This window comes from Blautia sp. ZXY-1-C6 (assembly GCF_056339875.1).
The window spans coordinates 1-5,058 of record NZ_JBWJVQ010000057.1 but is presented as its reverse complement, the minus strand read 5'-3'; the positions used below and the strand labels follow the sequence as shown (position 1 = coordinate 5,058).

General features: G+C 39.7%; 5 protein-coding genes. 1 reads left to right on the top strand and 4 read right to left on the bottom strand.

All coding sequences use genetic code 11. The annotated features are described in order from the left end of the window. Positions 1-521 (top strand): DAHP synthetase I family protein (locus AC075J_RS02335; RefSeq protein WP_476389931.1); only part of this gene is annotated, 521 nt, incomplete at its 5' end. 251 nt (positions 522-772) lie between these two features. Here the strand turns inward: AC075J_RS02335 and xerD are convergent. From xerD to AC075J_RS02315, 4 genes are all read right to left on the bottom strand, one after another. Then, positions 773-1,657: a site-specific tyrosine recombinase XerD gene (gene xerD, locus AC075J_RS02330; protein WP_008704075.1), complete on the bottom strand. Its 885-nt coding sequence runs from the start codon at positions 1,655-1,657 to the stop codon at positions 773-775. 253 nt (positions 1,658-1,910) lie between these two features. Beyond that, positions 1,911-2,504 carry a stage II sporulation protein M gene (locus tag AC075J_RS02325; protein ID WP_476389930.1) on the bottom strand — a complete coding sequence of 198 codons (594 nt, stop codon included), beginning with the start codon at positions 2,502-2,504 and terminating at the stop codon, positions 1,911-1,913. Between the two features lie 213 nt (positions 2,505-2,717). Beyond that, positions 2,718-4,277 (bottom strand): ribonuclease Y, encoded by a 1,560-nt coding sequence (rny, locus tag AC075J_RS02320; protein WP_008704078.1) that lies wholly within the window; start codon positions 4,275-4,277, stop codon positions 2,718-2,720. A gap of 174 nt (positions 4,278-4,451) precedes the next feature. Further along, a complete protein-coding gene (locus AC075J_RS02315; RefSeq protein ID WP_022381060.1) occupies positions 4,452-5,039 on the bottom strand; it encodes a regulatory protein RecX in 588 nt (195 codons plus the stop codon). Positions 5,040-5,058: the final 19 nt, after the last annotated feature.

Here is a 5,058-nt window from a genome sequence, read left to right as displayed (position 1 = left end):
TCAGTGGCATGGAAGTTCCTGCAGGTATGAAAAATCCAACCAGCGGCGATCTTGCAGTCATGCTCAATTCCGTTGTAGCAGCTCAGGGCGGACATCGTTTTATCTACAGAAGCTGGGAAGTAGAAACAACAGGTAATGAACTGGCTCATACAATTCTCCGCGGTGCCGTAAATAAACATGGGGAGGCAATCCCGAACTATCATTACGAGGATCTTCGTCTTCTCTGGGAGAAATATCAGGAGAAAAACCTTAAAAATCCGGCTGTTATTGTTGATACCAACCACTCTAATTCTAATAAACAATATGACCAGCAGGTTCGTATTGCAAAAGAGGTTCTCCACAGCCGCCAGGTAGACCCGGAACTTCATACTCTGGTAAAAGGGCTTATGATCGAGAGTTATATTGAACCGGGAAATCAGAAGATCGGATGTGATCATATTTACGGAAAATCTATTACCGATCCATGTCTTGGATGGGAAGAATCCGAACGTCTTCTGTATACAATTGCTGAGATGTGTTGATCCGTTATTGTTTATAAACAACATTCCATACTCTCTGATCAGATGGATCGCTGTAATTACATTATCTGTAAATAGCACATATTATGACATTACAGAAAAAAACTATTCAGCCACCCACTGCTTATTGCTCTTCGCAATTAAAGCAGGGGACTTTACTTGATTCAGTTAAAAAAGCTTCTATAAACTGTTCAAAACAGACTATAGAAGCTTTTTCATTTGACATTATAGCAATCCTCATAAATAATAAGTTTTTAATGACGTGGATGTGTTTTCATATACACATCACGCATTTTATTCATATTCATGCCCAGATAAACCTGCGTAGTGGAAATATCGGAATGTCCCAGCATTTCCTGAACGCTTCGTATATCCGCACCATTCTGCAGCATATGCACAGCAAAAGAATGTCTCAATGTATGCGGGGCAATATCCCTTTTGATACCGGCATCATCCGCATATCCCTTTAATACTTTCCAGAATCCCTGACGGCTCATCGCTTTCCCTGAACAATTTGTAAATAATGCTGTTTCTTTCTCATCTTTCACAAAAACAGTTCTGGCTGTTTGCAGATACCGTTCCATTGCCTTCTTGCATGGAATACCAATAGGGATAATCCTCTCTTTTCCATTCTCATTACAGACCACATATCCAAACTGGAGATTGACATCAAAAATCTGAAGATGAAGCATCTCACTGACTCTCATACCTGTTGCATACAGCAATTCCAGCATTGCTGAATCTCTTATCCCTTTAGGGGTATCCAATTTCGGCTGCTGAAGTAATTTATCCACTTCTTCTATGGTAAGTATCTCAGGTGCCCTTTTCTCAACCTTCGGAGGTTTCAGGTTATCTGCCGGATCTTCTGCGATCACGCCTTCCTTCCACAGATACTGAAAAAATGCTCTCATAGAAGCAACGCTTCTGGAAATGGAAGATGACGCAAACTTCTCACGTTCCATGTAACTGATATACCCTTCAAGCTCAAGTTCTTTTACATCTTTATAATTTCTGATTCCCCGTTCCTTCAGAAATTCCGCCATTTTTTTCAGATCTCTCTGGTATGAGATCTCTGTATTTGCCGATGTTTTTTTTGTATTATGCAGATATGTAATAAATTCCCTTATTTCTATGTCCATATTCCCGTTTCCTTTTAATCAAAATATCCGCTGCCTGTAGCTCCTGCGATCAGACGAAAATTAATCCTCTTCGCAGTTTATCAGCAGAAAATCGTACTCTCTCCGATAAAATGTATATGTATTATACTGTTTATTTTACATAAAATCAAACCTTTTTTTCGAGAAAAATCCTTGTATTTCAAGCTTTTTCAGCATCAAATACCATATGTCGGAGATTTTATGACAACCAATACTAAATATAGTAAATATGTCATTAAAAAATTTTTATATATTTCAGAATAATGTCAATGATCAGAGGGTTCACATAGCATTCGATAAGTATTCCCAGAAAATATCCTACTGCTGCAATGCACATTTTTTTAAGATAAATACTGACTTCTCCGGAAATCAGACCTCTGTTTCTCCATATTTCTGATGATATCTTCCATTCCTGTTCCATAGAATAAAGCCAGACCGGAATGTAAAATAAATATTGTGGCAGCAAAAGTCCCATTCCGATCACCCCGCCTGCAAATCCAAATTCCAGTATAGAAACAGTCATTATCATACCTGCAGACAATCCTGATCCCAGAAGCGTTATAACAGCAAGCGGCGCACCAAAAACCGAAAATCCACAGATTATATTCAACAGATAAAAAACACCTCTGTATTTTAATATTTCTTTCAGATATTCAATATTGCCTGTATTTTTTCCTGCAAATGTACTCAGAAAATATACCGATGCCCATGTTTTCTGCTGCCATTTTGCCTTCCAGATTATATTCGGTATCAGATTTCCGGCCAGAAATCCAAAAAGAAATAAAATAAGCGCAGGAAATTTTTTGGTTCCCGTTCTGTTTTTCTTCATTCTATCACCCTGTACCAGTTTACTGAGAAATTCCAGGAAGTATTCCTGTCTTTACAAGAAAGAATCGTGTCCGGAGGGCTTTTTTATGTTATAGGAACATTACGGAGTAATTTCCTATAACATAAAAAAACTGCACAGACTGTATAAATACAATCTGTACAGTTTATATCTGCAAAGAACTGTCCACGATAGTCCATAAAATGAACAATCATATTATTTCGCATAGTCAATCGCTCTGCTTTCACGTATCACGTTGACTTTAATCTGACCGGGATATTCAAGTTCTGCTTCAATCTGTTTCGCAATATCGCGCGCAAGGAGAACCATATCTGCATCATTAACATGCTCCGGCACTACCATTACACGTATTTCTCTTCCCGCCTGAATGGCAAAAGATTTATCAACACCTTTAAACTGGTTCGTAATATCCTCCAGTTGTTTCAGACGATTGGTATAAGTTTCCAGCGTTTCTCTTCTTGCACCAGGTCTCGCCGCTGAAATAGCATCTGCAGCCTGTACAATACATGCGATCAGAGATTCCGGCTCACAGTCACCATGATGAGATGCGACCGTATTGATAACAATCTGGGATTCCTTATACTTCTTACAGAGATCCACACCAATTTGAATATGAGATCCTTCTACTTCATGGTCAATTGATTTACCAATATCATGAAGAAGACCTGCTCTCTTAGCCATACGGACATCTACGCCAACCTCACCGGCCAGCATTCCGGATAACTGAGCTACCTCAATAGAATGTCTTAAAGCATTCTGTCCATAACTTGAACGGAACTTCATACGTCCAAGAAGTTTCAGTAATTCAGGATGAATACCATGAACTCCAACGTCCATAGCTGCATTCTCACCATCTTCGCGAATCTGCGCTTCTACTTCTCTCTGGGCTTTCTCAACCATCTCTTCGATTCTGGCCGGATGGATACGTCCATCTACGATCAGTTTCTCAAGAGCTACACGTGCAACTTCACGACGGATCGGATCAAAAGCAGATAACACAACTGCTTCCGGTGTATCATCAATAATAAGATCCACACCTGTAAGTGTCTCAAGAGTACGGATATTACGGCCTTCACGACCAATAATCCTTCCCTTCATCTCATCGCTCGGAAGCTGAACAACCGAAATGGTAGTTTCAGCTACATGGTCAACTGCACATTTCTGGATGGCATTGACAACATATTCCTTAGCCTTCTTACCAGCTTCTTCCTTTGCCCTGCTTTCCAATTCCCTGTAAAGTCTGGCTACATCCACTTTTACATCATCTTCAACGGATCTGAGTAATTCTTCTTTTGCCTGTTCGGAGGTCAGACCTGAAACTCGTTCCAGTTCCTGTACTCCTTTTTGCTCAAGTTCTTCTACCCGTTTTTCTTTTTTCTGCACCTCAGCTGCTCTCGCTGTGCATTCCGCTTCACGCTTCTCAACTGCATCTGCTTTCTTGTCAACCGCGGATTCTTTTGCTAATACACGATTTTCATATTTCTGCAGTTCGTTTCTTCGTTCCTTGGTTTCTTTCTCCAGTTCATTTTTTGTACGGAGAGATTCTTCCTTCACTTCCAATAAAGCTTCTCTTTTTTTAGTCTCAGCTGTTTTCAGAGCTTCATCTATGATGCTTCTTGCTTTGTCTTCTGCTGTCCCAACAATCTCGGCATCCTTCTGGATTTTATTGTTTACAGCGACTTTGCAAGTAACAGGAACTGCAATAAGTAGCGCGACTACCACAGCGACAATTGCAACAATAATTGTTGTTGTCACAGGAGCACCTCCTTATTTAGTTTTCATTGTACAAATACAACAATACAAGTTTATCTTTTTTTCATACTTATGTCAAGTTTTTCAGGATAATTGTTTGAATATTTTTCCTATATTTAATTACTGTTCGTTCTGTTCTCAGTAATATATTTTGCAATATACATACAATGGAGTATACTATGATTCATCCGAATATGTATGTACAAGTCTGATATTCATATTCTCAAGAGTATCTGCAATGTCTGAATATCCAAATCCTCTTCTCACAAGATAACCATAGAGCCGACGCATTTTTTTCTCATCCAGCTCAGTATCCGGCGGATATTTCTTTTCTATGGTTCGATAGAGGATTTCTTTTTCATCAGGCATATTTAAGGCAGCCTCTTCCTCCCATGCATTTATCGCTGTTTTCCTGTCTATTCCCTTTCCCATAAGTTCCCGGATGATCTTCTGCCGGCTCTTTGTATCCATTCTGTATGCAATATAAGTTCTGGCATATCGTTCATCATCTATATATCCATAGGCTTCAACATATGTCAGAGCATGATCAACCGCCTGACTGGTAAATCCCGCCTGGCGCAATTTCTCTCTCAATCCCTTCTCCGTCCGATCCATATGTTCTAAGAGACGCATGGCTTTACGCCTTGCGTCTCTGTATTCTTCAGGTTCTTCCGTTAAATTTTTCTGTTGTTTCTGTACAGTCTGTCTCTTTAAAGCCTCTGCATTCCTGAGAAATTCTCTCAGATCTCCGGATGAATTCCCCATGATCACTCCTCAGAAGCAT

Coding starts and splice junctions, on each gene's coding strand:
- xerD (WP_008704075.1), bottom strand. CDS start 1,657: ATGGACATAGAAATAAGGGAATTTATTACATATCTGCATAATACAAAA.
- AC075J_RS02325 (WP_476389930.1), bottom strand. CDS start 2,504: ATGAAGAAAAACAGAACGGGAACCAAAAAATTTCCTGCGCTTATTTTA.
- AC075J_RS02315 (WP_022381060.1), bottom strand. CDS start 5,039: ATGGGGAATTCATCCGGAGATCTGAGAGAATTTCTCAGGAATGCAGAG.